Annotated in this window: 28 protein-coding genes; 21 read left to right on the top strand and 7 right to left on the bottom strand. The window is 65.9% G+C overall.

The genetic code is table 11. The features are described 5' to 3' along the window. Window positions 1–52: 52 nt before the first annotated feature. The 7 genes from QP803_RS09930 to QP803_RS09900 all read left to right on the top strand — a co-directional run bounded on the left by QP803_RS09930 (window position 53) and on the right by QP803_RS09900 (window position 5,908). The gene (locus QP803_RS09930) at window positions 53–2,581 is read left to right on the top strand and encodes a helicase-related protein (RefSeq protein WP_284947601.1); all 2,529 of its coding nucleotides are present in this window, start codon (window positions 53–55) and stop codon (window positions 2,579–2,581) included. After that, on the top strand, window positions 2,578–2,988 hold the full coding sequence (locus QP803_RS09925) for an RNA-binding S4 domain-containing protein (protein ID WP_284947600.1): 411 nt from the start codon (window positions 2,578–2,580) through the stop codon (window positions 2,986–2,988). Before QP803_RS09930 ends, QP803_RS09925 begins: the two co-directional genes overlap by 4 nt. Beyond that, window positions 2,989–3,321: a ferredoxin FdxA gene (gene fdxA, locus QP803_RS09920; protein ID WP_284947599.1), complete on the top strand. Its 333-nt coding sequence runs from the start codon at window positions 2,989–2,991 to the stop codon at window positions 3,319–3,321. It abuts the gene before it with no gap. Beyond that, window positions 3,321–3,788 carry a RidA family protein gene (locus QP803_RS09915; protein WP_284947598.1) on the top strand — a complete coding sequence of 156 codons (468 nt, stop codon included), beginning with the start codon at window positions 3,321–3,323 and terminating at the stop codon, window positions 3,786–3,788. The genes fdxA and QP803_RS09915 overlap by 1 nt, the downstream gene beginning before the upstream one ends. 4 nt (window positions 3,789–3,792) lie before the next feature. Next, entirely contained in the window at window positions 3,793–4,083 is a 291-nt protein-coding gene (locus QP803_RS09910; RefSeq protein WP_284947597.1) for a type II toxin-antitoxin system ParD family antitoxin, read from the top strand. Window positions 4,084–4,124: 41 nt separating this feature from the next. Beyond that, the gene (locus QP803_RS09905) at window positions 4,125–4,472 is read left to right on the top strand and encodes a hypothetical protein (protein ID WP_284947596.1); all 348 of its coding nucleotides are present in this window, start codon (window positions 4,125–4,127) and stop codon (window positions 4,470–4,472) included. 284 nt (window positions 4,473–4,756) lie between these two features. After that, on the top strand, window positions 4,757–5,908 hold the full coding sequence (locus tag QP803_RS09900) for a GNAT family N-acetyltransferase (protein ID WP_284947595.1): 1,152 nt from the start codon (window positions 4,757–4,759) through the stop codon (window positions 5,906–5,908). On the opposite strand, the gene QP803_RS09895 is transcribed toward QP803_RS09900, so the two are convergent. The 4 genes from QP803_RS09895 to QP803_RS09880 are packed head-to-tail and all read right to left on the bottom strand — an operon-like array spanning window position 5,905 to window position 7,947. Then, complete coding sequence (locus QP803_RS09895; protein WP_284947594.1) at window positions 5,905–6,321, bottom strand: VOC family protein; 417 nt, start codon at window positions 6,319–6,321, stop codon at window positions 5,905–5,907. The genes QP803_RS09900 and QP803_RS09895 overlap by 4 nt on opposite strands. Before the next feature lie 49 nt (window positions 6,322–6,370). Then, on the bottom strand, window positions 6,371–6,799 hold the full coding sequence (gene mntR / locus QP803_RS09890; RefSeq protein WP_350356078.1) for a manganese-binding transcriptional regulator MntR: 429 nt from the start codon (window positions 6,797–6,799) through the stop codon (window positions 6,371–6,373). Beyond that, window positions 6,796–7,581, bottom strand: a complete 786-nt coding sequence (gene xth, locus QP803_RS09885; protein WP_284947593.1) for an exodeoxyribonuclease III — start codon at window positions 7,579–7,581, stop codon at window positions 6,796–6,798. The genes mntR and xth overlap by 4 nt, the downstream gene beginning before the upstream one ends. A gap of 21 nt (window positions 7,582–7,602) precedes the next feature. Continuing rightward, window positions 7,603–7,947, bottom strand: coding sequence for a HesB/IscA family protein (locus tag QP803_RS09880; RefSeq protein ID WP_284947592.1), 345 nt, complete (start codon window positions 7,945–7,947; stop codon window positions 7,603–7,605). Window positions 7,948–7,999: 52 nt separating this feature from the next. Between QP803_RS09880 and QP803_RS09875 the strand changes: the two genes are divergently transcribed. The 10 genes from QP803_RS09875 (at window position 8,000) to serS (ending at window position 17,701) form a co-directional block, all read left to right on the top strand. After that, complete coding sequence (locus QP803_RS09875; RefSeq protein ID WP_284947591.1) at window positions 8,000–9,148, top strand: deoxyguanosinetriphosphate triphosphohydrolase; 1,149 nt, start codon at window positions 8,000–8,002, stop codon at window positions 9,146–9,148. Window positions 9,149–9,157: 9 nt separating this feature from the next. Continuing rightward, on the top strand, window positions 9,158–10,945 hold the full coding sequence (argS, locus tag QP803_RS09870) for an arginine--tRNA ligase (protein WP_284947590.1): 1,788 nt from the start codon (window positions 9,158–9,160) through the stop codon (window positions 10,943–10,945). After that, window positions 10,946–11,737, top strand: coding sequence for an SPOR domain-containing protein (locus QP803_RS09865; protein ID WP_284947589.1), 792 nt, complete (start codon window positions 10,946–10,948; stop codon window positions 11,735–11,737). A gap of 163 nt (window positions 11,738–11,900) precedes the next feature. Further along, on the top strand, window positions 11,901–12,896 hold the full coding sequence (gene nagZ / locus QP803_RS09860; protein WP_284947588.1) for a beta-N-acetylhexosaminidase: 996 nt from the start codon (window positions 11,901–11,903) through the stop codon (window positions 12,894–12,896). Further along, window positions 12,893–13,594 (top strand): site-2 protease family protein, encoded by a 702-nt coding sequence (locus QP803_RS09855; protein ID WP_284947587.1) that lies wholly within the window; start codon window positions 12,893–12,895, stop codon window positions 13,592–13,594. The genes nagZ and QP803_RS09855 overlap by 4 nt, the downstream gene beginning before the upstream one ends. 34 nt (window positions 13,595–13,628) lie before the next feature. Then, window positions 13,629–14,348: a segregation and condensation protein A gene (locus QP803_RS09850; RefSeq protein ID WP_284947872.1), complete on the top strand. Its 720-nt coding sequence runs from the start codon at window positions 13,629–13,631 to the stop codon at window positions 14,346–14,348. A 99-nt stretch (window positions 14,349–14,447) separates the two neighbouring features. Continuing rightward, on the top strand, window positions 14,448–15,041 hold the full coding sequence (gene scpB / locus QP803_RS09845) for an SMC-Scp complex subunit ScpB (protein ID WP_284947586.1): 594 nt from the start codon (window positions 14,448–14,450) through the stop codon (window positions 15,039–15,041). 40 nt (window positions 15,042–15,081) lie between these two features. Continuing rightward, window positions 15,082–15,588 carry a Sec-independent protein translocase protein TatB gene (gene tatB / locus QP803_RS09840; RefSeq protein ID WP_284947585.1) on the top strand — a complete coding sequence of 169 codons (507 nt, stop codon included), beginning with the start codon at window positions 15,082–15,084 and terminating at the stop codon, window positions 15,586–15,588. Window positions 15,589–15,672: 84 nt separating this feature from the next. After that, window positions 15,673–16,425: a twin-arginine translocase subunit TatC gene (gene tatC, locus QP803_RS09835; protein WP_284947871.1), complete on the top strand. Its 753-nt coding sequence runs from the start codon at window positions 15,673–15,675 to the stop codon at window positions 16,423–16,425. 4 nt (window positions 16,426–16,429) lie between these two features. Next, complete coding sequence (gene serS, locus QP803_RS09830) at window positions 16,430–17,701, top strand: serine--tRNA ligase (RefSeq protein WP_284947584.1); 1,272 nt, start codon at window positions 16,430–16,432, stop codon at window positions 17,699–17,701. Between the two features lie 7 nt (window positions 17,702–17,708). Here serS and QP803_RS09825 read toward each other — a convergent pair whose 3' ends face one another. Then, window positions 17,709–18,974 (bottom strand): glycosyltransferase family 61 protein, encoded by a 1,266-nt coding sequence (locus QP803_RS09825; protein WP_284947583.1) that lies wholly within the window; start codon window positions 18,972–18,974, stop codon window positions 17,709–17,711. 30 nt (window positions 18,975–19,004) lie between these two features. After that, window positions 19,005–20,738, bottom strand: coding sequence for a transglycosylase SLT domain-containing protein (locus QP803_RS24005; protein WP_350356077.1), 1,734 nt, complete (start codon window positions 20,736–20,738; stop codon window positions 19,005–19,007). Window positions 20,739–20,960: 222 nt separating this feature from the next. Here QP803_RS24005 and QP803_RS09810 point away from each other — a divergent pair, with 222 nt between their 5' ends. The 4 genes from QP803_RS09810 to QP803_RS09795 all read left to right on the top strand — a co-directional run bounded on the left by QP803_RS09810 (window position 20,961) and on the right by QP803_RS09795 (window position 24,115). Next, window positions 20,961–21,341, top strand: coding sequence for a hypothetical protein (locus tag QP803_RS09810; protein ID WP_284947582.1), 381 nt, complete (start codon window positions 20,961–20,963; stop codon window positions 21,339–21,341). A gap of 75 nt (window positions 21,342–21,416) precedes the next feature. Beyond that, window positions 21,417–22,292 carry an ABC transporter permease gene (locus QP803_RS09805; protein ID WP_284947581.1) on the top strand — a complete coding sequence of 292 codons (876 nt, stop codon included), beginning with the start codon at window positions 21,417–21,419 and terminating at the stop codon, window positions 22,290–22,292. Then, the gene (locus QP803_RS09800) at window positions 22,289–23,083 is read left to right on the top strand and encodes an ABC transporter ATP-binding protein (RefSeq protein ID WP_284947580.1); all 795 of its coding nucleotides are present in this window, start codon (window positions 22,289–22,291) and stop codon (window positions 23,081–23,083) included. The genes QP803_RS09805 and QP803_RS09800 overlap by 4 nt, the downstream gene beginning before the upstream one ends. Window positions 23,084–23,158: 75 nt before the next feature. Continuing rightward, window positions 23,159–24,115 (top strand): acetyl-CoA carboxylase carboxyltransferase subunit alpha, encoded by a 957-nt coding sequence (locus tag QP803_RS09795; RefSeq protein WP_284947579.1) that lies wholly within the window; start codon window positions 23,159–23,161, stop codon window positions 24,113–24,115. Window positions 24,116–24,160: 45 nt separating this feature from the next. On the opposite strand, the gene bcsD is transcribed toward QP803_RS09795, so the two are convergent. Further along, entirely contained in the window at window positions 24,161–24,595 is a 435-nt protein-coding gene (gene bcsD, locus QP803_RS09790; protein WP_284947578.1) for a cellulose biosynthesis protein BcsD, read from the bottom strand. Window positions 24,596–24,601 lie beyond the last annotated feature (6 nt).

Here is a 24,601-nt window from a genome sequence, read left to right as displayed (position 1 = left end):
GGCATGCAATCGAGCGCTTGCAAAGCGTCTTCAAAGCATCGAACATCCTCTCATGCAGGGATTCGCCCCGCGCGTGAAAGCGGTTTTAGGACCGACGAACACGGGCAAGACGCATCTGGCCATGGAACGGATGTTAGCCCACGCCTCGGGCATCATCGGCTTTCCCCTGCGCCTTCTTGCCCGCGAAAATTATGACCGCATGGTCGCCGCCAAGGGGATCCGCCACGTCGGGCTGATCACCGGCGAGGAAAAGATCATTCCTCCGGAGGCGCGGTGGTTCGCCTGCACGGTGGAGGCGATGCCCCTCGATCGCCATGTCGAATTCGTCGCGGTGGACGAGATCCAGCTTTGCGCCGATCCCGATCGGGGTCACGTCTTCACTGACCGATTGCTGCGGGCGCGCGGCATGGTCGAGACGATGTTCATGGGCGCCGAGACCATCCGGCCGCTGATCCAGCGCTTGGTGCCGGATGCCATCATCGAAACCCGGCCGCGCCTGTCGCGCCTCTATCACAGCGGGCCGGCAAAGCTCACGCGCCTGCCGCCGCGCAGCGCTGTGGTCGCCTTCTCGGCGGCCGAAGTCTATGCCATCGCCGAAATGATCCGCCGGCGTCGCGGCGGTTGCGCCGTGGTGATGGGGCGGCTGTCGCCGCGCACCCGCAATGCCCAGGTCGCCCTCTATCAGGAAAAGGAGGTCGATTTCCTGGTGGCGACGGATGCCATCGGCATGGGCCTGAATATGGATGTCGATCATGTCGGGTTTGCCGGCATCTCGAAGTTCGATGGCCATCGCCTGCGCCGGCTGACGGCGCCCGAGATGGCGCAGATCGCCGGCCGCGCCGGGCGCGGCATGCGCGACGGTAGTTTCGGCGGCACGGCCGACTGTCCGCCGCTGCCGGATGAACTCGTCCGCGCCATCGAAACGCATGATTTCGATGCGATCGAGCATATCTTCTGGCGCAATAGCGACCTCGACTTCACCTCCATCGACAATCTTCTCGGGTCTTTGCAGGCGTCCCCGCCGCGCCGGGGCTTGGTGCGGGGCAATGATGCGTCGGATCTCGAAACCCTCACCACGCTGTCGCGCGACGCCGAAGTCCGGCAGCGCGCCGTCGGGCGGCGCCGCGTGCGGTTGCTTTGGGATGCCTGTCAGATCCCGGATTTCCGCAAGATCGCCGATGATAGCCATGCCGCCCTCTGTGCGCGGGTCTTCAATCACGTCACCGATGCGGGCCATCTGCCTGTGGATTGGATCGGCGGTCAGATTGACCGTCTGGCCAAGATCGAAGGCGATATCGATACGCTGATGCAGCGCCTGTCGGGCGTGCGCGTTTGGTCCTACATCGTCGCGCGGTCCGATTGGGTGCGCGACGCCGCCCATTGGCAGGGCCGGGCGCGGGCGGTGGAGGACATGATCTCCGACAGCCTGCACGAAAAGCTTATGCACCGCTTTGTCGATCGCCGGGCCGCGCTGCTGATGCGCCGGCTGGAGGAGAATGAGGGACAGGACCTGCTTTCCGCCGTCACGGCGCGCGGGGAAGTGGTGGTCGAGGGCCATTCGGTCGGCCATGTCGCGGGTTTCACCTTCCTGCCTGATCCAGCCGCTGTGGGTGACGAGAAGCGCATGGTCATGCGTGCCGCCCGTCGCGCCTTGGGCGAAGAGATGCCACGCCGCGTCGGCCGCTTCGAAGCGGCACCGGACAGTGACATCACGCGCACGGAGAAGCATCGGCTGCTCTGGCAAGGGCAGGTAGTCGCCCGCCTGCGGCCCGGCCATTCGGTGCTGCGGCCCTTGGCGGAGGTGGAAGTCAGCGACTTTCTCGATGGTCCCTTGCGGGAGCGGGTGCGCCGTCGCTGCCAAGCCTTCCTGGACGCCGAGATCGCCGCCGGCTTCGCGCCCTTGTTCGCTGCGCTGGAGGCGGCGCGAACAGCGCCCGAGTCGCGGGGCCTGCTCCATCGCCTGGGGGAAGGCATGGGTCTGGCCCGTGCTGAGGTGGAAGATCAGGCCGGTGGCGTGGTGCGGCTCGCCGGTGGCACCTTCGCCTGGTTCCTGCCAGCGATGCTCAAGCCTGCGCCGATGGCCCTGCGGGCGGCCCTCCTGGCTCTGGCGCATGGCGTTCCGACGCCTGACCTGCCGTTGTCGAGCCTCACCGCCATTCCAGTCGAGCAGACTCCGGTCGGACAGACTCCGGTCGGACAGACCTGGCCCTCGGGCTTCGCCGAGGCCTTGGGCTGGGTGACGGCCGGGCCAGTGCTGCTGCGCCTCGATGTCGCGGAGCGCGTGGCCGAGGAGTTGCGGCGCGGCGCGCGGGCTCAGGCGGGCCGGATGCCTCTGCCGAGGGGCCTCGCCTCCCGCCTGTCGGTCAAGGCGGAGGCGCTGCCCGCCGTGCTGCGTCGGCTCGGCTTCCGGCTTATTCCTGCACCCAGCCTCGATGCCGGCCAGTATGGACCGCCGGTGCCGCCCATGCTGACGCCGCTGGCCCGTGCGCGGGAGAATGCGGTGAAGCGGCCACCGTCCGTCCCGGTCGACGGACCCTTCGCGACCCTCGCCAGCTTCCGCAAGCTCGGCACGCGGCGATGACTGGCCGCGATGTCGAGGATCGGGATTGGCAGCGGCTCGATACGTGGCTGTGGTGCGCGCGTTTCGCCAAGGCACGATCCGATTGCGCAAGGCTGGTGGTCGCGGGCGCGGTCCGCCTGAACCGGCAGCCGACCGAAAAGCCCCATGCGCGGCTGCGTCCGGGCGATGTGCTGACCCTCGCGATCCGCGATCAGGTCCGCGTGCTGCGCGTTCTGTCCCTCGCTCTGCGGCGCGGCCCGGCCCCGGAGGCACAGGCGCTGTATGAGGAGTTGCCTGACCCGAGCGGCGACAGACCGGCCGCACCCTTGCATGCCGAACCCTTGCATGAAAGCGGGCGCGGCGGCATATCGGGCGCGGCGGGCGGAGCCATGTCGCCGTCCGCCCCAGACCACCGCCAGGAGCGTTGAATGACCTACGTGGTCACCGAAAATTGCATCAAGTGCCTGTTCAAGGACTGCGTCGAAGTCTGTCCGGTGGACTGCTTTTACGTCGGCGAGAACATGCTGGTGATCAACCCGGACGAGTGCATCGACTGCGGCGTCTGCGAGCCAGAATGCCCGGCTGAGGCGATCCTGCCGGACAGCGACGACCGGGCGACCCCCTGGGCCGAGCGCAACCGCGACTTCTCGACGCAATGGCCGAACATCACCCGCAAAGGCCAGTCCCCGGCCGATGCCGAGGATTGGAAAGACAAGCCGGGCAAGGGGGCACTGTTTTCGCCGCTGCCGGGCACACCGTAATGGCGAATATTTTCGAAGAGCGTCTGGCGACCCTGGGCATTGTGTTGCCCGAACCGGCCAAACCGGTCGCGACTTATGTGCCGTTTACGATTCACCACGGCATTGTGACCATCTCAGGCCAATTGCCCTTGCAGGACGGTAATCTCTTCGCCGTCGGCAAGCTGGGCGGCGCGGTTGATGTCGAAACCGGCAAGCAGGCGGCGCGGCTGTGCTTCATCAATCTCATGGCCCAGCTGCGCGCGGCTTGTGACGGAGATCTCGGCCGCGTGCGCCGCGTTCTACGCCTCGGCGGGTTCATCGCGTCCGAACCCAGCTTCACGCAGCAGGCCCTGGTCATGAACGGCGCCTCCGACCTCGCGGTTGAGGTCTTCGGCGATGTCGGCCGTCATGCGCGTTCGACGATCGGCGTGGCCGTTCTGCCGCTCGACGCGGCGGTGGAAGTGGAAGGCCTGTTCATCATAGAGTGAGGCCATGTCCGGACGCACCGTTGATCTAACCGAGCGGCTCAGTTCGTTTGTGGACGATCAGGTGCGCATCGGGCGCCACCATGACGCGAGCGAGGTCGTCCACGAGGCGCTTCGTAGGTACGAGGATGCCCTTAAGGCAGACCACGCGCGTCTAGAGGCCATTCGCGACGTCGTTCGCGAGGGCCGGGCGGCGATCGCCGAGGGCGATTTCAAGACAATCGCGACGCCCGCGGACAGGGACGCGTTTCTGGAGCGGCTGACCGCGGATGGTTCGACCGGACTCTCCGGGATGTGAGCGTGGGCGTTTATCGCGTCCCTCATCATGTCGAGCGGCGAATGATCGACCTCCTCGATCGAGGCGCACAGCTCTTCGGGGAAGCGGCGCGCGATCGCTATGCGACCTTGATCCTTCAAGCGATGCAGGATGTTGCCGACGATCCCCGCACACCGGGAGCGAGGCCCGAACGTGGAATCGATCCAGCGGTTCTGTTCTACCACCTCAGACACAGCCGCAATCGCGTAGAAGATACGTCGCGCCGGGTTCATAGTCCGAGGCACATCTTGGTCTATGAGCCTGCGGCGGATGGCAGCGTGAATATTCTGGGACTGATCCCGGATATGATTCCGCCCGCTGTAGCGGTCCCACGTTTCATCGAGGGCGGAGAGGCCGAAGCCGACCCATAGTAGTTTTGCCGCTCGACGCGGCGGTGGAAGTGGAAGGCCTGTTCGTCATAGAGTGACGGCGGTTTGGTGGAGGAAGCTTCGCTTATCCACCCTACGAGTTGATGTAGGGTGGATAAGCGAAGCGCCATCCACCGTGAGAGTTCGTCGAGAGGGGTCATGAGGCCGTCATTAGCGAACACACAGGCACCAAGCTAGGCTCTCTGATCGCGCTCCTCCCGAAAGCCTGACCGTTCGGAATGCCCTTCCGCTTCCCTTTCCGGCGCGGCGTCCCTATCTTCAAACCCATGCCGGTTGACGACAGCTTCACCCTCAGCCTGCACCGCAGCATCCACGAAATCGAGGCCGCCGACTGGACCCTCTGCGCCGGCGACGACAATCCCTTCGTCAGCTACGCGTTCCTGAGCGCGGTCGAGGATAGCGGATCGGCCGACGCCCGCACCGGCTGGCTGCCCCAGCACGCGGTCTTCCGCGATTCGGCGGGGGCGGTCGTGGGCGTGGTGCCGATGTATGTGAAATCCCACTCCTACGGCGAATATGTCTTCGATCATGGCTGGGCCAATGCCTTTGAACGGGCAGGGGGCAGCTATTACCCCAAGCTCCAGGCGGCGGTGCCCTTCAGCCCGGTGCCAGGGCCGCGCCTGCTGCGTCGGCCCGGTGCCACTATCCCTCTGGCGGCCATGGGCCAGGGCTTGGCGCAGGTCTGCGGCGAACTCGACCTGTCCTCCGTCCACGTCACCTTTTGCCATGATGAGGAATGGGCGGCCTTGGGGGAGGCGGGCTGGCTGCGCCGCCTCGGCATGCAGTTCCATTGGACCAATGCGGGCTACGGCAGCTTCGATGACTTTCTGGGCGCCATGTCATCGCGCAAGCGCAAGTCGATCCGCCGCGAACGGCGGGACGCGAATGCCGCCGGCCTCACCTTCCGGACGCTGCGGGGCGACCAGATCACCCGCGCCATGTGGGACGCCTTCTTCGGCTTCTATCAGGCGACCGTCGATCGGAAATGGGGCAGCGCGTATCTCACCCGTCGCTTCTTTCCCATGCTGTCGGAGCGTCTGGGCGATCGTGTGGTGCTGATGATGGCCTTTCATGGCGAAACACCCGTGGCCGCTGCCCTTAACTTGGTCGGCGCCGACGCGCTCTATGGCCGCAACTGGGGCTGCCAGGGTGACTGGCCCTTCCTGCATTTCGAGCTGTGCTACTATCAGGCCATCGACTTCGCTATTGCCCAAGGCCTGTCACGGGTCGAGGCCGGCGCCCAGGGCGAGCATAAGATTCAGCGCGGCTACCTGCCGAGCACGACCTATTCCGCGCATTGGATCGCCCATCCAGGGCTGCGCCGGGCGATTGCCGGCTTTCTGGACGAGGAGCGCCCCGCCATGCTTGCGCAGATGGAGGAACTTTCGACGCTCTCCCCGTTCAAGGACGAGGGTTAGGCCGCCGCTTCTCCGATGTCCGCGTAAAGTTCCCACAGGATATTGTCGGGATCGGTGAAGTAGCAGCAGCGGGCGCCCCAGGGGTAATTCGCGGGAAGCCGCTGGAAAGACACCTCCCGCCCGACCAAATTCTCATACCAACGGTCCACATCCGCCACGCTCGGCAGCCGGATGGAGACGCAGGCGCGATGGTCCGTGCGGCTCATGGAATGGGTGATCGGGCGCGGCACGTCCGGCACATGGCTCGCCTGCCACACGACGAGACTTACGCCCTGGCTATTGAAGGCGGCAAAGCCTTCCGCCCGGCGCAGAACGGTAAAACCCAGCTTGTCGGTATAAAAGGCGATCGATCGGTCCAAATCCTCCACGAGAAGGCAAATGTCACTGATCACATGAAGCTGCGCGAAATCCATGGACGTCTCCCTCGGGTTCGCACGCGCGGCCTGACCCGTTGGACCTCTCCTAGTCGGTTTTGCGCGCAAGGAAATGCGCGAAAGCCTGGAGGGTGGTATCCGAAACGTAATGCTCGATGCCTTCGGCATCCTGTTCGGCGATCTCCAGCGGGATATCGAGAGACACGAGCAGGTTCACCACCAGCCTGTGGCGCGCCCGCACACGGTCGGCCAGAGCCTGGCCCTGCTCGGTCAAAGCGATGCCGCGATAGGGCTTGGTGACCGCCAGGCCCTCGCGTTCCATCCGCGTGACGGCCTTGATCACCGTGACATGCGAAACGCCCAGCCTTCGGGCGATTTCGCTCGCGCGGGCTGAGCCTGTGGTGGTGATGAGGTCGTCAATCAGCTCGGCATAGTCCTGTAGCAGCGCCGAGTTATGGGCATCGCGCGTCTTAGAGAAGCGGCGGGCCTGCGTGGGTTGGGTGGGCAGTTCGGTCACGACGCGCGTGGCCAGTCCAGGTCGACGACCACCGGCACATGGTCCGAAGGTTGTTCCGCGCCACGTTCGTCACGGTCGGGCGCGGCGGCCACCAGGCATTCGGCGAGTTTCGGGGAAAGCAACGCGAAATCGATGCGCAATCCGCGATCGCGCTCCCAGGCGCCAGCCTGATAGTCCCAGAAGCTATAGGCCGGGGCGCTGGGGTGCAGCGCGCGGACGGGATCGGTCAGACCACTATGGATCAGCCGCCGGAAGCGCGCCCGGGTTTCCGGGCGCAGCAGCGCGTCAGTCGGCGGCAATGTGCCTGCCGCGAAGTCGAGCGGCGCCGGGCAGACGTTAAAATCTCCAGCGATGACGAGGTCGCGGTCCTCGGTCAGCAGGGTGGTGGCGCGTTCGCACAGTGCATCCATCCAGGCCAGCTTATAGGCGTAGCCTGCGTCGCCGCCGGAATTGCCGTTCGGCAGATAGAGGCCGATGACGGTCAGGCCCTGATAGTCGATCTCGATATAGCGGCTTTGCACATCTTCGGCGGGAAGGCCGGGCAGGGCGCGATGGCTGATGGTGGCGGGACCGAGCGTCAGCGCCGCGACGCCGTTATAGGCCTTCTGCCCCACGATCTCGACCGTGTAGCCGAGTTCTTCAAACACCGCGGCGGGGAAGTTCGGCGCCTCGCATTTGATTTCCTGAAGCACCAAAACATCGGGCTTCACCCGCTCCAACCACCGCCGCACATGGGTCTGGCGGACGCGGATGGAATTGACGTTCCAGGTGGCGATGCGCAACGGCGGCTGCCTGAGCGCGCGTCAGTCGATCGAGAAGCTGGTGCCGCAGCCGCAGGAGGAGGTCGCGTTCGGGTTCTTGATCGCGAAATGCGCGCCCATCAGGGCGTCCGTGTAATCCAGCTGAGCACCGCCCAGCAGGTCGAGGCTGCTGGGATCGACCAGCACGCGCGCGCCGGCCTGTTCGATGACGAAGTCATCCGCTGCCGGGGGCGCCTCATCCAGGTCGAACTTGTATTGAAAGCCGCTGCAGCCGCCGGCGAGCACCGCGACCCGCAGGGCGGCGGGGGTCGGCTGGCTGCCGAGAAGCTCGGAGATGCGGATGGCGGCGCGGTCGGTGAGGCCGAAATTCGACGTTTGCGTGCTCATAGCCGCAACATAGCGCCTTGCCGCCTCCGGTTGAAGGGCATACCTCACGGCTATGGAGCTTGCCGCCTATGCTGTCCGGGCAGAGACCTCACGCGGACGGCTGCATGCCGAGCCGACCAGTGCCATGCGTGGCCTCTACCAGCGCGACCGCGACCGCGTGCTGCACTCCACCGGCTTCCGCAAGCTGCAATACAAGACGCAGGTCTTCGTCAATCATGAAGGCCATTTCTACCGCACGCGGCTGACCCATAGCCTGGAAGTGGCGCAGATCGCCCGCAGCATCGCCCGCGCCTTGCGGCTGGACGAGGATTTGGCCGAGGCGGTGTCACTCGCGCATGACCTCGGCCATCCGCCCTTCGGTCATGCCGGTGAGAACGGGCTCAACGCCGCCCTGTCGGCGTTCGGCGGCTTTGATCACAATGCCCAGAGTCTCAAGACCGTGACGCTTTTGGAAGCCCGCTACGCCGATTTCGACGGTCTCAACCTGAGTTGGGAGACGCTGGAAGGCCTGGTGAAGCATAACGGCCCCATCCAGAATCCGGCCGGTTATGTGGCGGACTACAATGCCATCCACCCGCTCGGCCTCGACACCTATGCCTCGGCGGAGGCGCAGGTCTCGGCCCTCGCAGATGATATCGCCTATCATAGCCACGACCTCGATGACGGGCTGCGCGCGCATCTCTTCACCATGGACGATATCGCGCATCTGCCAGTGGTGGCGGACGCCCTTGCCGAAGCGCGGGCGCTCCGCGCCGATCTGCCGGCAGGGCGGCTGCGGCATGAGACGATTCGCCGCGTCCTCGATCGGCTGATCCGAGACGTGGTTCAGCAAAGCCGCGACAATCTGAGCCGCCTCGCGCCGATGGATGCGGACGGCATCCGTCATGCAGCGGCGCCGGTGATCGCTTTCAGCCCGCCGATGGCGGAGGCCAATGACGCCATCAAGGCCTTCCTGTTTGCCAATATGTATCGTCACTGGCGGGTCAACCGCATGTCCGCCAAGGCCAAGCGCCTGACGGCGGAACTTGCGATGATGTTCCTGGAGGCGCCGAACCTGCTGCCCGAGGAATGGGGCACCCGCGCCGGCGCGCCGGGCACCGCCCAGGCGGCCGAAACCGTGCGGGACTATATTGCCGGCATGACGGACCGCTATGCGCAGGAAGAATACCGACGGTTGACCGATCTCAGCGTTCAAGGCTGATACGTTTTCATGAGCCAAAATCTGTTTGCCGACATGCGCGCGCATGTCGTGGAGGCGCTGAGCGACCTCCTGCCCGTCCTGACGCCCGAGCAGCTTGCCCGCGTCGAGGTCACGCCAACGCGCGACCCCGCCCATGGCGATATGGCCACCAACGCCGCCATGGTCGCGGCGAAGCCCGCCGGCCGAAATCCGAAGGAACTGGCCCAGGCCTTGGCGGAACGCCTCGCCGCCTTGCCGCTGTTGTCGGCGGCGGAGCCCGCCGGCCCCGGCTTCGTCAATCTGCGCCTCAGCCCGCAGGCGCTGCTCGACCAGATCCCCGTCATTCTGACGGCGGGTGAGGCCTATGGCGACGGCGATGCCGGCGCGGGCGTGGCCGTCAATGTCGAATACGTTTCCGCCAATCCCACAGGGCCGATGCATATCGGCCATTGCCGAGGCGCCGTGGTGGGCGATGCGCTGGCGGCCGTCATGGCGAAGGCGGGCTTCGCGGTCACCCGCGAATACTACGTCAACGATGCTGGCGGGCAGGTGCAGGCGCTCGCCTGGGCCTCTTATTGGCGCTACCTCGAAGCCCTGGGCAGCCCGATCACGCCGGAAGAGTTCGATGCCGCCGCGCCGAGCGGCCTTCAATATCGCGGCGAGTATCTCATCCCCGTCGGCCAGGCGCTGCGCGCCGCCCTCGGACCTATCCTGGCCACGCCCGATCTCGGCATCGCCGATCCCGCCACCTGGTTCGAGACGGTGCGCGATCTGGCGCTCGACATGATGCTGACCGAAATCCGCACCGACCTGGAACTGTTGGGCGTGCGGCAGGACGTGTTTTCCTCCGAGCGCAAGCTGCTCGACAGCGGTGCGGCGGATGTCGCCATCGCGACGCTGGCAGCCGACGGGCTGATCTATGAAGGCGTGCTCGATCCGCCGAAGGGCAAGACGCCCGATGACTGGGAGCCGCGCCCGCAGACGCTGTTCCGTTCCACCGATTTCGGTGACGACGTCGATCGGCCGCTGCGCAAGTCCGATGGTTCCAACACGTATTTTGCCAATGACATCGCTTATCACGCGGATAAGATTGCGCGCGGCTCTGCCATCCTGATCGATGTGCTCGGCGCCGACCATGGCGGGTATGTTTCGCGCATGAAGGCGGCCGTGAAAGCCGTATCCCATGGCGCGGTGACGCTGGAAGTGGTGCTGTGCCAGATCGTGCATGTCATGCGTGGCGGGGAAGCGGTGCGCATGTCCAAGCGCGCCGGCACCTTCGTGACCTTGCGTGACCTGCTTGACGAAGTCGGGCGGGATGCCGTGCGCTTCACCATGTTGATGCGCAAATCCGATGCGCAGATGGAGTTCGACCTCGATCAGGCCGTGGCGCAGACGCGGGAGAATCCGGTCTTCTACGTGCAATACGCCCATGCCCGCTGCCGCAGCGTGCTGCGGGCCGCCGCCGAAAGCCTGGGTGCCACCGAGACCACGCCCGAGGCGCTGGCCGGCGCCGATTGCGCGGCCCTCGATGATCCCCAGGAACTGGCGCTGATCCGCCGGCTGATCGCCTGGCCGCGCCTGATCGAAGGGGCGGCCATGGCGCGTGAGCCGCATCGCGTCGCCTTCTATCTCTATGACCTCGCAGGCGAGTTCCATATGCTTTGGAACAAGGGCCGCGACGACTCGACCTTGCGCTTCCTTCAAGCCGATGACGCCGCCGGCACACGGGCGCGTCTTGCTTTGGTGGCGGCGACGGCGACCGTCATCCGGTCCGGCCTGATGGTCATGGGCGTGACGCCCGTCGAGGAGATGCGCTGAATGTCGGACGAGTTCCGCATCCCGCCGCCCGGATACCGATCCGGGCCAGAGCGTCGTGCGGCGGAGGGTCGTCGCCTGGTGCTGACCGGCGGCGCCATCGGCGTCGTTCTGCTCGTCTTTGTCATTGGCTATGCCGCCCTGACGGGTGGCGGGCCGAATTCTGTTCCGATCATCACGGCGCCGACTACGGCGGTGAAGGTGAAGCCCTCCGATCCGGGTGGGCTGGATTTGCCCAACCAGAGCAGCCAGTTGCTCGGCGGTGTCGGTTCGGGAGGCACCGCGAGCCTCGCCCCTGCACCGGAAGTGGCCAACCCCGCCGGCCTCGCGGCGTCCCAGAACCAGCCGCCGGCGCCTGCTCCGGTCCCGCCACCGGCCGCGAGTGTGCCGACGCCACCACCGGCCGTCACCGTGCCGAGCGTGCCGGAAACAGCGGCTCAGCCGGGGTCGGGCGCCGCGACCCATATCGTGCCGCCGTCCAAAAGCGCCGCGCGGGTGGGTAATCTGGCGCAGGAATATGCCCCGCCGGCAACGCATTCTGGCAAGGCCGGCCACGTTCAGGTGCAGCTCGCGGCGCTCGACAGCGTCGATGCGGCCCATGCGGAGTGGGACCATCTGTCGCATCGGATGCCGGCTCTGTTCCACGGCCGCAGCCCGATCTTCATGCATGCGGACGTGAATGGCCGCAGCTTTTGGCGGGTGCGGACGGCCGGATTCGCGTCTGTGTCGACGGCAACGACGTTCTGTGATGCGGTTCGTGGTCAAGGCGGCCGCTGCACCGTCGCGGCGTTCTGAGCACCTTCATCGTGAATGAAAGCGGCGGCCCTCCCACCATCGTCATCCCCGGGCTTGACCCGGGGACCTACCCGATGTGGCGCCCACACGGCGTCGGGGCGCCGCGACGGGTAGGCCCGCGCATCAAGTGCGCGGGTGACGATCTATTATTGGCCTGTCGCTCGTGAAACCCGTCATCCTCGGCATCTCCGGCCCGGCTTTGACCGAGGCCGAGGCGGCGCTGTTCGCAGCCCACCCGCCGGCCGGCGCGATCCTGTTCGGCCGCAACGTCGTGGACCCCGATCAGCTGCAGACGCTCACCGCATCCCTGCGCGCGGTACTCCATCCGGATGCCGTCATCATGGTCGATCAGGAAGGTGGCCGCGTCGCCCGCTTGCGGCCGCCGCATTGGGCGGCGCATCCCGCCGCCGCCGTCATCGGCCGGTTGCATGACCTAGACGCCGAGGCCGGGCTGCGCGCGGCCTGGCTGCATGGCGCGGCGATCGGTGCCGAATGCCGCGCCATGGGCTTCGACGTCGTGGCGGCACCGGTGCTCGATCTGGCCGTGCCGGGCCAGGACAAGGTCGTGGGCGACCGCAGCTTCGGCGCCGATCCGGCCGTGGTCGCGGCACTCGGCCTCGCCATGGCGGAAGGCCTTACCGCCGCCGGCGTCATCGCGGTCGGGAAACACGCGCCAGGGCATGGCCGCGCGCGTCTCGATAGCCATCTAGGTCTGCCGCGCGTCTCGGCCCAGGGGCCGGATTGGTCCGCCGATATCGCGCCCTTCCGCGCGACTGCGGACCGGATTCCCTGGATGATCACGGCCCATATCCTCTACGAGGGGCTGGATGACACCCAACCCGGCACGCTTTCACCCCTCATCATCCAGACCGTCATTCGCGAGGCCATCGGCTTTCGCGGCCTGCTGGTTTCTGACGATCTCACCATGAACGCCCTGCAGGGAACGCCGGTCGAACGCGCGCAGCGCTGCCTCGCCGCCGGTTGCGACATCGCTCTCCATTGCCCCGGCGACTATGACGGCAATGCCGCCGTGCTGGATGCGCTGGCAGATGTCGCGGGCCTCGGCGCGCGGATCGCCGGCGACCGTCTACTCGCGACCACGCCCGATCTCGCGGGCTGGCTCACCGAGCGTACTGCGTTGTTGGAGCTGGTGGCATGACCGGTCTGATCTCCGACATCCTGATCGGCGCCATTGCCACCATCCTCGCCATCACCCTGCATGAGGCGGCGCATGGCTATGCTGCCTGGGCGCTGGGCGATGACACGGCGAAGCTCGCGGGCCGGCTGTCGCTCAATCCGCTGCGCCATATCGACCGCGTCGGGACCATCATCCTGCCCGGCCTGTTGCTGATCGGTCAGCTCGTGTCGATCGGGCGCGTGGTCTTCATGTTCGGCTGGGCGAAGCCTGTGCCAGTCGCAGCATGGCGGTTTCGCGACCCCCGGCGGGGCATGATGCTGGTCGCCGCCGCCGGTCCCGCGATGAACTTCTTCCTTGCCTGGCTCGGCGCCCTGGCGGCGTGGCTACTGCCTTATGTGAATGCCGGCGCCATCGTGCCGGCGACGAATTTCATCCAGGACTTCATCCTGGCCAATGTCGTGCTCGGCCTGTTCAATCTGCTGCCGATTCCGCCGCTGGATGGCGGCCGCATCATCGTCGGACTGCTGCCACTGCCCCTGGCGCAGCGCTGGGCGCGGATGGAGCGCGCCGGAATCGCCATCGTGCTGCTGCTAATCTTCATCGTGCCCGAAGCCTCCCGCCAGTTTGGCTGGTCCTTCGACCCGATCCACGATCTGCTGAATCGCATCGTGCCCTGGACCATGCGTCTGGTCTTCAACCTCGCCGGGCAGAGTGTCTGAAACGCCCGTCACGGCGGAGGGCGGCTCCAGCCTGATGCTGCGGCTGGAGGGGTTCGAGGGGCCGCTCGATCTGCTGCTCGATCTCGCGCGCGGCCAGAAGCTGGACCTCTCGAAAATCTCGATCCTCGCTCTCGTGGACCAGTATCTCGCCATCATCGAGGGTGCGCGGCGCATCCGGCTGGAACTCGCGGCCGATTGGCTGGTGATGGCCGCCTGGCTCGCCTGGCTGAAGTCGCGCCTGCTGGTGCCGGCGGGGGTGGAGGAGGCGGAAGACGCCGACATGGCGGCCGAGACGCTGGCCGGACGGCTGGCAGAATTGCAGGCGATGCGCGCGGCGGCGCTGTGGCTCGGGCGCCGGCCGCAACTGGGTCTGGATGTCTTCGCGCGGGGCATGCCCGAAAACCTGACCGAGACGGATCGTTCGGGCCTGTTGCTCGATCTGCCGAGCCTATTGCGCGGCCATATCGGCGCGCTCCGCCGGCAGGCCGCGACCCGCCGCTATGTGCCGCGCCCGATGGTGTGGTGGAGCGTGCAGGACGCGTTGCGGCGGCTGGGGTTGATGCTTGGGCAGATGCCGGACTGGACGGAGCTGATGAGTTTCCTGCCCGAGGTGACGCCGTTGGAGCCGCTTGCCCGCCGCGCGGCCCTGGCGAGCACGCTGCTCGCGGGGCTGGAGATGGCACGGGGCGGCGCGATCGACCTGCGTCAGGACGAGACCTTCGGACCGATCATGGTCAAGCGTGGCAGCGAGTAGCCGGGTTGGTGGATGGCGCTGCGCTTATCCACCCTACAAAAGGGCGTCGTAGGGTGGATAAGCGCAGCGCAATCCACCGTCATGGGGCGGAACGTACGAATGACTGACACCACGACCATCTCCGACGATTCGCTCCGCTTGGTGGAGGCGATGCTCTTCGCCGCCGCCGCGCCCGTGTCGATGCGTGCACTCACCGCCCTCTTGCCCGATACGGAGGAGGCGGAGACCGTCATCGCCGCGCTCCGTGAGCGCTATGCCGGGCGTGGCGTGGAACTGGTGGCGGTCGGGGGCGGCGTGCAGTTCCGCACCGCGCCCGATCTCGCGCCGCGCCTGACCCGCGTGATCGAGGTGCCGCGCCGCCTGCCGCGCGTGGCCATGGAGACGCTCGCCATCATCGCCTATCGCCAGCCCGTCACGCGTGGCGAGATTGAGGAGGTGCGCGGCACCACACTCTCCCAGTCTACCATGGACACGCTTTTGGAGGCGGAGCTGATCGCCCCCGCCGGTCGTCGAGACTCGCCAGGCCGCCCGACCTTATGGGCGACGACACCCGCCTTCCTGTCCAAGTTCGGCCTGAAGGCCTTGAGCGACCTGCCGCGCCGTGACGATCTGATGAACGACACCGCCTTGATGGCGACCAACCCGCCCGAGACACCGATGGGGACGGAGGCGGCGCAGTTCCCCAATACCTAACTTCCTGCTAGCAGTCGGCCTTGGGGGGCTACCGCCACATATGTTCGATTTTGCCTGGTCCGAAATCGCCTTGGTAGGCGTGGTGGCACTCGTGGCCATCGGCCCGAAAGACATGCCGGTCGCGATCCGTACCATCACGGGTCTGATCAAAAAGGCCCGCAGGATGGCCGGCGACTTTCAGGGCCAGATGGATGACCTCGTGCGAGAGGCCAATCTGCATGAGGTGCGTGATTCCATCCAGGAATTGCGCAGCGGGCTGAACGTGCGCGGCCAGCTTGGCAAGATGCTGGACCCTGACAACACCATCAAATCCGCCTTCGCCGATCCCATGGGCACCAAATCCGTTCATATGGGGCCGATCTCCGCCGCCGATCTGCCCGTCGAAACGGTCGCGGTGGGGCAGTTTCCGGAATATGCCATCGACCGGCCGGACGACATCACCGCAGACATGGTGTCGGACGGTCCGCTGACACCGTCTTTCATTCCGCCGGGCATTACCTTGGCGCCGAAGCGCCCGGCCTTCATCCCGCCTGGCATCCGCCGGTAACGGCCCACCAGTCTCCACCCCAGACATTCGAGGCAGCAGGCTGTGGCGACGCGCGACGAAGCAGATCCGATCGACGACAAGCCGATGCATCTTCTGGAGCATCTGAGCGAGCTGCGGACCCGACTCCTATGGTCGGCGGGCGGCTTCCTGATCGCCTTTTTCGTCTGCTACCACTTCTCCTTTCAGATTTACGCCTTCCTGGCGCATCCGCTGGTGTCGATCCTGAAGTCGCGCGGCGAAGAGCCGCGCATGATCTACACCGCGCTGTATGAGGCCTTCTTCACCTACATCAAGGTGTCGGTCTACGCGGCCGTTTTCGTGTCCTTCCCGATCATGTCGACGCAGCTTTGGCTGTTCATCGCGCCGGGCCTGTACCGCAGCGAAAAGCGCGCCATGCTGCCGTTCATCGTGGCGACCCCGGTATTGTTTCTGGCCGGTGCGGCGCTCGCCTATTACTTCATCTTCCCGACTGCCTTTCGCTTCTTCTTGAGCTTCCAGACACCGACAAGCCATGCCGGCGCGGACGGCTTGCAGATCGAGCTGATGGCCCGTGTGTCGGACTACCTCGGCCTGGTCATGCGGTTAGTCTTCGCCTTCGGCGTCGCCTTCGAACTGCCGGTTGCGCTCACGCTGATGGGCAAGGTCGGCATCATCAGTTCCAAGACGCTGAAGAAGTTTCGCCGCTACGCCTATGTCGGTTGTTTTGTCGTCGCCGCGGTGCTGACACCGCCGGATGTGCTGACCCAGACCGGCCTCGCCGTGCCGCTGATCGTGCTGTACGAAATTTCGATCATCGCCGTGCGCATCGTCGAGCCGAAGATCGTCGAGGACGCCTAAACCCATGCACGACATCCGCGCCATTCGCGCTGATCCTGATGCCTTCGACGCCGCCATGGCGCGCCGTCGCCTGCCTGGCGTAAGTGCTGCCATCCTCGACCAGGATTCCCGTCGCCGCACGGCGCTCGGCCTGTTGCAGGAAAAGCAGGCGCGCCGCAACGAACTGTCCCGCGACATTGGCCGTGCCAAAAAGAGCGGCGAGGACACCACGCTGCTGGAGGCCGAAGGCACTGCCCTGCGCGGCGAGATGGAGGGGCTGCAAGCGGAAGCGGACGCCTGCGATGCCGCCATCAAGCACACCCTGGACGCGCTGCCGAACATCCTCGACCCCGATGTGCCCGAGGGGCGGGACGAGACCGCCAATGTCGTGCTGAAGACCTGGGGGCAACCGCCGACGCTCGATTTTCCGGCGCGCCAGCATTTCGAGCTGGGCGAGGCGCTTGGCATGATGGACTTCGCCAACGCGACGAAGCTGTCAGGCGCGCGCTTCACCGTGCTGCGCGGCGGCCTGGCGCGGCTGGAGCGGGCGCTTGGCCAGTTCATGCTCGACCTGCATACGACCGAGCATGGGTTCGAGGAGATGGCGGTGCCGTCCCTCGTCAACGACGCCGCCGTCTATGGCACCAACCAATTGCCGAAATTCGCCGAGGATCTGTTCCGCACCACCGACGGTCGCTGGCTGATCCCCACCGCCGAGGTGCCGCTGACCAATATGGCGGCGAACGAGATCACGGCGGCGGCCAGGCTGCCGTGGCGGATGACGGCGCTGACCGATTGTTTCCGCAGTGAGGCGGGCTCAGCCGGGCGCGACACGCGCGGCATGCTGCGCCAGCACCAGTTCCGCAAGGTCGAGATGGTCTCCATTGTCGGGCCGATGGACAGTGAGGCGGAGCATGAGCGCATGACCCGCTGTGCCGAGACGGTGCTGGAGCGGCTGGAACTCCCTTATCGTCGCATGCTGCTCTGCGCGGGTGACACCGGCTTCGGCGCGGTGAAGACCTTCGATCTCGAAGTCTGGCTACCGGGGCAGGGCATGTATCGCGAAATCAGTTCTTGCTCGAATACGCGGGACTTCCAGGCCCGGCGGATGAATGCCCGCTTTCGCGCGGCGGACGGCAAGACGCTGGCTTTCGTCCATACGCTGAACGGATCGGGCGTCGCGGTTGGCCGTGCTTTGGTGGCGGTGATGGAAAATCATCAGCAGGCGGATGGGTCGATTGCCGTGCCGGCCGCGCTGCGGCCGTATCTGGGCGGGTTGGAGCGTATTGGCGGATAACGCTCCGTTATCCGCCGAAAAGCCGCTTCCAGAATCCGCGCGCGGGTGCCGGCACTGGCGCCGGTTCCACCACCGCGAACGCCTCCAAAAGCACAACCGGCTCAGGCTCGGGCTCGGGCTCCACTTCGGCTTCGATACCGCAGACGCGGTCGAGGAATGTCGCGAACATCGCCTCATCGACGGTGAACTCGCCCACGAGCGTGAAGTCGTTTGAAATGAAGGCCGGGTGTTGGCCCCGCAGCGTGCCGATCATCGATTGCATGAGGTTCGTCAAGCCGATGGAGGCGACCTGCGTGCCGGGCTGGCAGAATAGCGTGTTGTGCAGCCCGCTGCCCGCCTGACCCAGTACCATTTCGGCGTTGCGGAACAGCGCGATTTGCGCGCGCCAGCCCATGGTCTCGACGGTCACAGGCGTGAAGCCGTGCCGGGTCACAGCTATGTCGATCAGGGCCTGCTCGTTGACGCAGACCCGATGGGGCGCGGCGATGTTATGGAATGTTCCGCGCGCGATGAAGATCCGCCGGGGCAAGGCGTCGCCTTCGGGCAGGTCCAGGCGCGCCAGCAGCGCCGCCAGCATGTCGTCGGCCGCCGGATGGAAGCGATATTCGGTGTAGATCCGGCTGGGCAAGATGGCGTGGCGCAGGCGGACCTGCTCGATCTCCGGTTGGAAAAACACCATGGCTGAGGCCGGGATGCCAAGGTCATCCGTCAGGATTTTCAGAAGCCAGTCAGGCGCGGCCTGATCCAGCAGCACCTGATAGTTGAGGCGCGTGGCCGCCAGGGCGCGTTGTGCCACCAGGATGCGGAACAGCATCTCCGTCAGGAAATGGCCGTAGACCGCGATGCCATGGCCAACCGCCACGAGGCAGGGTGTGTCGATGCTGCGAATGGGACGGCGAGACGCGGCATGAAGGCGCTCATTGCCGCCGCCGGCGACATCGTACCCCACAGCGACGTAGTCGTGCATGATCTCCCGCGCGGTGATCAGCCGGCCGTCTAGCCAGACCTCTCCGGTGCCGGAGATGACGGCATCCATCGCCGAATAGCAGGCAAGGGCATGCACGGACGCTTGATGGGTCTCACGATGCCACATCCCGATCCACTCTTCAGTGAACCCGTCGGTGCCGGCGATCAGCGGCAGGGGCTGTCGTTCCGTCGCTTTGGGGGCAACTTCAGCGACACGATAAACGCGCGCGCCCGTGGCCATGGCGGCCGCGAGGTCGGGGATTGTGAGAAGCTCAGGCGTTACGAGATCGATCGTGTCAGATGGCATCGGTGGAGACCCGTTCAGGATCCCACAAGGCTACTGCGCGTCGGGGGAGATGACCATGCAAGGGGAATGACGGCTGATGACGTTGCAGGCATTCACCGCCGCGCCTTCCGACAGGCCGGCGAGACGCGCGCGATAGAGAAGCTTTTGCGACACATGCACCGGCATCACGATGGTGCGGGCGGAGGCCAGCTGAAAGTGCTCATGTTGCCGCGCGCTCTGCACCGCTTCGCGGGCGTCGCTCGCGCTGCCGTAAGCACCCACTTGGATCGCCCAGGAGCCTGCACCGCCGACGGTCAGCGTGAGCGGGATGGTATCGGCCATCGCGGGTGCGATCAGATGCAGGCCGCCGCCGGAGCGCGACGCCGCCGGCTCGTTCATCTCGCTCGCCAGATTCTGCGTGCCGTAGGGGCCAACGACCCGCGGCGCTGCATAGGTGCGGCGGATCGGCGGGGTAAAGGCGGCGAGGCGGGCGGCCGGCGGATTGGCGGCGCTTTGCGATGGTGCGGCGGTTCTGCCGTAGGACGGCTGATAGGCGGGGGCCACCTGGAAGACGGGGCGCGGCGCCGGGGTCGGCGCGGGCGCCGGCGGCGTCAGCACCGCGACGCGCATCGGCATCTGAACGACAGGTGTCTGAAAGACGGGCGCTTGGGTCACGGCGGGCTGATAGGCAGCGACCTGAGCAGGGGCGCTGTCGGCATCCGGCGCGGCGGAATCGGCGGCGGCTTCCTGCTGATCGACCTGGGCCTGCGTCGGGCGAGGCTCGTTCGTCGCGACCATCAGGTCCGCCGGCACGGCGCCGCCGCCATCGGCCACCAGCGCATCGCTATGGGCTGCGACCTGCTGCGAATTGAGGTCGTCCGCGCTCTGGCCACTCTCGGTCGCCGCCGGCTGGAAGGTCGGCTGCTGGGCGCCAGGCTTGTTCATGGCGAGCATCATGTTGCCACCGCTGCCGCCCACCAGGCCGCCGCCCGTGTCAGCCAGACTGCCGCCGCCCACGGCACCGCCACCGGTTTCGGCCAGGCTCGCCCCACTATCGGCGCCGGCCACGGCACCGCCGTTATAGGGACGCGCGCTGGGTGCGTTCATGCTGTTCATGGCGAATTGGTCAGCCGGGGACCGGCCACTCGGCATGTCGCCCTGGATGGAGGGGCTGATCATCGCAACGTAATGGGTCGTTTCGGCGGGCAGGGGCCGGCCATCGGTCAGATACTGGTTCAGCCGCTGCGGCCCGGCATTATAGGCCGCGAGAAAGCCGGGCGAGCCGAACAGGTCATACATTTCGCGCAAATAGGCGGTGCCCGCCATGATGTTGTCATGCGGCGCGTAAGGGTCGTCGCCGAGGCCATACTGGGCCTGAAGCTCCTGATAGGTCTCGGGCATCACCTGCATCAGGCCCATCGCGCCGACGCCGGAGGTCACCAGGCCGCCATTGACGTAAAGCTGGCCGCCGGATTCGGTGTGCATCACGTTGCGAATCCAGCTCTGAGGCACATCGAAACGCTGGGAGGCTTGAACGATATACGGACCCCAGGGATCGCTCGGCGGCCCCGGCGGCGCATAATTGCCAGCGGCATTGTCCTTATACTGTCCGGCCTGTTCGGCATTGGACAGGCGCGGCGCGTGGCTGGCGCAGGCGGCGAGCAGGCCGACCATCGTGAAGCAGGCCGCCATCCGCAATCCACGACGCAAGCGCGTCGCCCGCATGTCGGCGTTCTTGCTGGCAAGAAGGGTTAGGATCACGTCTGCGGGAGAATTGCGCGGCATGGGAAACAGCCTCCGTCGTGGCGCGGCCCTCGGGGACCGGTGAGTCACGACGACAAGAGTCGCCGCTCGAAACATTGCTTCAGATTAGCGGACAGGAACGTCTTCTAACCCATTAATCGAACCCGAAGTTTCGCGCAACACGAACTATTGACGACAGTCCGCTGTATGTCCGCTAGATTGCACCTGACATAGATTGCTCACGAACTCGTGTTGGAGGTGTGGTTGTTCACATTCGGGCGTGTTGGCGCGGCGCTGACCTTGTGTGTTGCTGTGACTGTGGTGGGCTGCGCGGCGCCGACTGCGCCCCTGCAAGCATCGGCCGTCGATACAGTCACACTGAGCGGACCGTCCTACGCGACGGTGGATGCGGTCCGCCCTATCACGCAGGCCATTGCGTCGGGCGATTCGCGCGCACAGATCCTTGCCGCCATGGGCGTTCCGCTTCAACCAGGGATATCCGCATCCGAAGTCGTGCTTCAGACGGATGACGGGCGCACGCTCTCCGTCGTGCAAGCGGACCCGCTGCATCTGGTTCCCGGTCAGCGTGTGCGTCTCGTGCCGGGGGCGACACCGACACTGGTGCCGGCCGCGCCGGCGAGCTGATGCAATGCGCGTAAGGCAACCCATCCGAAGGGCGCAGTTGCAGCAACAGGACGGATCGGCTATCGGCGGCGCCTTATGAACGTCATTTCCGACCGCCAGTCGCTGGTTCCGTCCGAAGCCGAGCAAGGGTTTGCCATCGACCTGCGCCACGGCCTGGGCTTCGTCGCGCGCAATCGCATGGCGGTGGCCGATATCACCAAAGCCGTTTCGCTCTGGCGTCTTGCGTTCACGCTGAGCTGGCTCGATATCCGCCTGCGCTATCGCGGCTCCGTCCTCGGCCCGCTCTGGCTGACCCTGTCGACGGCGTTGATGATCGCCTCGCTCGGTTTCCTCTACGCTTATCTGTTCCATACCGAGGTGCGCGACTACTTGCCGTTCCTGGCCCTTTCGCTGGTGCTTTGGAGTTTCCTGTCGACGATCATCTCAGAAGGCTGCACAAGCTTCGTGCAGGCTGAGGGCATGATCCGATCGATGCGGATTCCGTTTTCGCTCTATATTATCCAGTTGCTTGCGCGAAACGTTCTGATCCTCGGCCACAACGTCATCGTCATCGTTGTGGTCTTCGTGGCGTTCCAGGTTCCGCTCACGCTGCACGCTTTCGCGGCCATCCCGGCCTTGATCCTGTGGCTGATCGATGGTGCGGCCGCCGCCATGATGCTCGGCGCCCTCTGCGCCCGCTTCCGTGACATTCCGCCCATCATCGGCAGCGTCATGCAGATCGCCTTCTACGTCAGTGCCGTGATGTGGAAGCCGGACTTCCTGGGCGCGCGCGGATGGTTCCTCGTCTACGACCCCTTCTACTCGGTGCTTCAGGTGCTCCGCGCGCCGCTATTGGGCCAGATACCGACCACGGCGACCTATATCAGCGCCCTCATCTATTCCGTGGCGCTCTGCGGCGTCGCCTGGCTCACCTTCCTGCGCGTCCGTCATCGGATCGCCTTCTGGATATGACCGCGATGAACGCCCGCATCGACGTCCAGGATCTGCGGATCGAGTTTCCGCTCTATCACGGCCAGTCCCGCAGTTTGAAGAAGACTATGCTGGCAGCCGCGCAGGGGCGGCGTCTGCAGCAGAACAGCCAGCATCGCATGGTTGTCGAGGCGTTGCGGGACGTGAGCTTCTCCCTCGGGCCGGGGGAGCGCCTCGGCCTCGTCGGCCATAATGGCGCCGGCAAGACCACGCTGCTGCGGGCTTTGGCCGGCGTCTATGAGCCCGTCGGTGGGCGCGTGCAGATCCAGGGCAGCCTGAACGCGCTGCTCGACCCCGGTCAGGGCATGAACCTAGAATTGACCGGACGTGAAAACGTCTCGTTGCGCGGTCGCTTCCACCGGATGGACACCGCCAGCATCCAACATCTCCAGGAAGACGTGCGCAGCTTCGCCGAGCTTGGTGACTTCTTCGACCTGCCAGTTCGCATCTACAGCTCCGGCATGGTCGTCCGCCTGGCCTTCGCCATGGCGACCGCCATCCGCCCGCAGGTTTTGCTGATGGATGAGTGGTTCCTGGCGGGTGACGCGTCCTTCCGCGTCAAGGCGCAGGAGCGGTTGGAGAGCATGGTGCGCGGCGCCGATATCCTGGTGCTGTCGACCCATATCCCCGACATCGTGCGGTCCTGGTGTACGCGGGTCATCTGGCTGGAAGACGGCCATGTCCGCGCAGATGGGCCCGCGAACGAGGTTATGGATGCGTTTTCTGGCCCCGAGACCGGGCTCGCCCTTTTCCCCGAGGCGGCGCTGACCTGACACGGGAGGACTGTTGTCCTCCGCTCACTCGGCCCGACGCGCTTGCCCCACTCTCAGATCGAGCTAACACAGCCCATGCGCCATTTCCTTGATTTCGAGAAGCCGCTCGCCGAACTCGAGAACAAGATCGAGGAATTGCGGCGCATGCCCGGTCCTGAGGGGCTGAGCATCGCCGACGAGGTCGGCCGTCTGTCCGAAAAGGCGGACCGTCAGCTGCGCACGCTCTATGCCAAGCTCTCGCCCTGGCAGAAGACGCAGGTCGCCCGCCATCCGGACAGGCCGCGCGCGCTGTCCTACATCGCGGCCCTGATCACCGATTTCACGCCCCTCGGCGGTGACCGCGCTTTCGCCGAGGATGCCGCGATCGTCGGCGGAGTCGGGCGTTTTAACGGCGTTCCGGTGATGGTGATGGGCACCGAGAAGGGCACCGACACCGATAGCCGCATCAAGCATAATTTTGGTAGTGCGCGGCCCGAAGGCTATCGCAAGGTCAAGCGCCTCATCGAATTGGCCGGCCGCTTCAACCTGCCGATCCTCAGCTTCATCGATACCTCCGGCGCCTATCCGGGTATCGATGCCGAGGCCCGTGGTCAGGCCGAGGCCATCGCAAGCTGCATTGATGTCGGCCTCTTGGCGCCTGTCCCGTTCATCGCGACTGTGATCGGGGAGGGCGGCTCTGGCGGCGCCATCGCCATCGGTGCCGCCGACCGCGTGCTGATGCTGGAGCATGCGATCTACTCCGTGATTTCGCCTGAGGGCTGCGCGTCCATCCTATGGCGCGACGCGGCCTCCGCACCGCTCGCGGCCGATGCGCTGCGTCTCACGGCGGATGACCTGCGCCGTTTCGACCTGATCGACGCGGTTATTCCCGAGCCTTTGGGCGGCGCTCATCGCGCGCCGGCCGAAATGATCGCCGCTGTGGGGGAGGCGATTGATCACGCCCTCCGGCCGCTGCTGGAACAGACGCCCGCCGCGTTGAAAACGAAGCGGCGCGAGAAGTTCTTGGCGATGGGCCGCGACGGGGTGGTCTGAGGGCGTAACCCGCCCGTTCGGCGGAATACGCTCCGCTTTTCCGTCCTACGCCGGCCCGTAGCGGACGACGATGGCGTCGATCGCCCCGGACGCTGCCCGATGGGCGGCGAAGGTCGCGTCCGCCCCGGGCTGCTGACCCATCCAGCCTTCGAAAAGACCTTCGAGCAGCGCCGCCAGCCACGTGCCGGGCGGCGTGCCGCCACCACCGACGCGTGGCAGACCCTGATGGGTGAGCAACAGGCAATGCTCGGCCTCGGAGAAGGTGATCTCCACGGCGCCGAGACCGAAGCTCGCCAAGGCCTCGTTCATCTCGATCGACAGACCTTCGGCCGAATCACGCGGCAGAACCGGATAGAGGGCGGCCATGCGGCTGCCCACGCCATGCAGCAAGGTGTCACGGCCGGCAACGCCCGCCACCGCATCGATCTCTTCCGCCAAGGCACGCAGGAAGGGGCGCCAGTCAGACGTGGAGGCGCTCATGGAGTG

Origin of the sequence: Acidisoma sp. PAMC 29798 (assembly GCF_030252425.1) — a bacterium.
GTDB classification, from domain to species: domain Bacteria; phylum Pseudomonadota; class Alphaproteobacteria; order Acetobacterales; family Acetobacteraceae; genus Acidisoma; species Acidisoma cladoniae.
The sequence above is the reverse complement of the archived record's forward strand: the minus strand, read 5'-3'. Positions and strand labels throughout refer to the sequence as shown.

Coding starts and splice junctions, on each gene's coding strand:
- QP803_RS09930 (WP_284947601.1), top strand. CDS start 53: ATGCAGGGATTCGCCCCGCGCGTGAAAGCGGTTTTAGGACCGACGAAC.
- QP803_RS09925 (WP_284947600.1), top strand. CDS start 2,578: ATGACTGGCCGCGATGTCGAGGATCGGGATTGGCAGCGGCTCGATACG.
- fdxA (WP_284947599.1), top strand. CDS start 2,989: ATGACCTACGTGGTCACCGAAAATTGCATCAAGTGCCTGTTCAAGGAC.
- QP803_RS09915 (WP_284947598.1), top strand. CDS start 3,321: ATGGCGAATATTTTCGAAGAGCGTCTGGCGACCCTGGGCATTGTGTTG.
- QP803_RS09910 (WP_284947597.1), top strand. CDS start 3,793: ATGTCCGGACGCACCGTTGATCTAACCGAGCGGCTCAGTTCGTTTGTG.
- QP803_RS09905 (WP_284947596.1), top strand. CDS start 4,125: ATGATCGACCTCCTCGATCGAGGCGCACAGCTCTTCGGGGAAGCGGCG.
- QP803_RS09900 (WP_284947595.1), top strand. CDS start 4,757: ATGCCGGTTGACGACAGCTTCACCCTCAGCCTGCACCGCAGCATCCAC.
- QP803_RS09895 (WP_284947594.1), bottom strand. CDS start 6,321: ATGGATTTCGCGCAGCTTCATGTGATCAGTGACATTTGCCTTCTCGTG.
- QP803_RS09880 (WP_284947592.1), bottom strand. CDS start 7,947: ATGAGCACGCAAACGTCGAATTTCGGCCTCACCGACCGCGCCGCCATC.
- QP803_RS09875 (WP_284947591.1), top strand. CDS start 8,000: ATGGAGCTTGCCGCCTATGCTGTCCGGGCAGAGACCTCACGCGGACGG.
- argS (WP_284947590.1), top strand. CDS start 9,158: ATGAGCCAAAATCTGTTTGCCGACATGCGCGCGCATGTCGTGGAGGCG.
- QP803_RS09865 (WP_284947589.1), top strand. CDS start 10,946: ATGTCGGACGAGTTCCGCATCCCGCCGCCCGGATACCGATCCGGGCCA.
- QP803_RS09855 (WP_284947587.1), top strand. CDS start 12,893: ATGACCGGTCTGATCTCCGACATCCTGATCGGCGCCATTGCCACCATC.
- QP803_RS09850 (WP_284947872.1), top strand. CDS start 13,629: ATGCTGCGGCTGGAGGGGTTCGAGGGGCCGCTCGATCTGCTGCTCGAT.
- scpB (WP_284947586.1), top strand. CDS start 14,448: ATGACTGACACCACGACCATCTCCGACGATTCGCTCCGCTTGGTGGAG.
- tatB (WP_284947585.1), top strand. CDS start 15,082: ATGTTCGATTTTGCCTGGTCCGAAATCGCCTTGGTAGGCGTGGTGGCA.
- tatC (WP_284947871.1), top strand. CDS start 15,673: ATGCATCTTCTGGAGCATCTGAGCGAGCTGCGGACCCGACTCCTATGG.
- serS (WP_284947584.1), top strand. CDS start 16,430: ATGCACGACATCCGCGCCATTCGCGCTGATCCTGATGCCTTCGACGCC.
- QP803_RS09825 (WP_284947583.1), bottom strand. CDS start 18,974: ATGCCATCTGACACGATCGATCTCGTAACGCCTGAGCTTCTCACAATC.
- QP803_RS24005 (WP_350356077.1), bottom strand. CDS start 20,738: ATGCCGCGCAATTCTCCCGCAGACGTGATCCTAACCCTTCTTGCCAGC.
- QP803_RS09805 (WP_284947581.1), top strand. CDS start 21,417: ATGAACGTCATTTCCGACCGCCAGTCGCTGGTTCCGTCCGAAGCCGAG.
- QP803_RS09800 (WP_284947580.1), top strand. CDS start 22,289: ATGACCGCGATGAACGCCCGCATCGACGTCCAGGATCTGCGGATCGAG.
- QP803_RS09795 (WP_284947579.1), top strand. CDS start 23,159: ATGCGCCATTTCCTTGATTTCGAGAAGCCGCTCGCCGAACTCGAGAAC.
- bcsD (WP_284947578.1), bottom strand. CDS start 24,595: ATGAGCGCCTCCACGTCTGACTGGCGCCCCTTCCTGCGTGCCTTGGCG.